The organism is Psychromonas arctica (assembly GCF_038155225.1).
Taxonomy (GTDB): Bacteria; Pseudomonadota; Gammaproteobacteria; order Enterobacterales; family Psychromonadaceae; genus Psychromonas; species Psychromonas arctica_B.
The window spans coordinates 1-217 of sequence record NZ_JBAKBA010000327.1 but is presented as its reverse complement, the minus strand read 5'-3'; the positions used below and the strand labels follow the sequence as shown (position 1 = coordinate 217).

1 protein-coding gene is annotated in these 217 nt (G+C 49.3%); it reads left to right on the top strand.

What is annotated here, in order from left to right; all coding sequences use genetic code 11:
• Positions 1–217: cadherin-like domain-containing protein (locus V6255_RS18690; protein ID WP_341629450.1), on the top strand; the 217-nt coding region annotated here is incomplete at both ends.

Sequence of the window (217 nt, the reverse complement as noted above, 5' to 3'; positions counted from 1 at the left end):
GTCGATAACGGTGAAGTTTCCCCAGTTGATACGGTCACGCAAGGGTCGAATGGCTCTGTGGCGATTAATGATGACGGCACGGTAACCTACACACCGAATGCCGATTTCAACGGCACTGATACCTTCACTTACACTAATGAAGACGGTAATACAGAAACGGTTTCTGTGACGGTTGATCCGGTTGCAGATGACAGCATTCTGGTTGCCGACAGTGCAA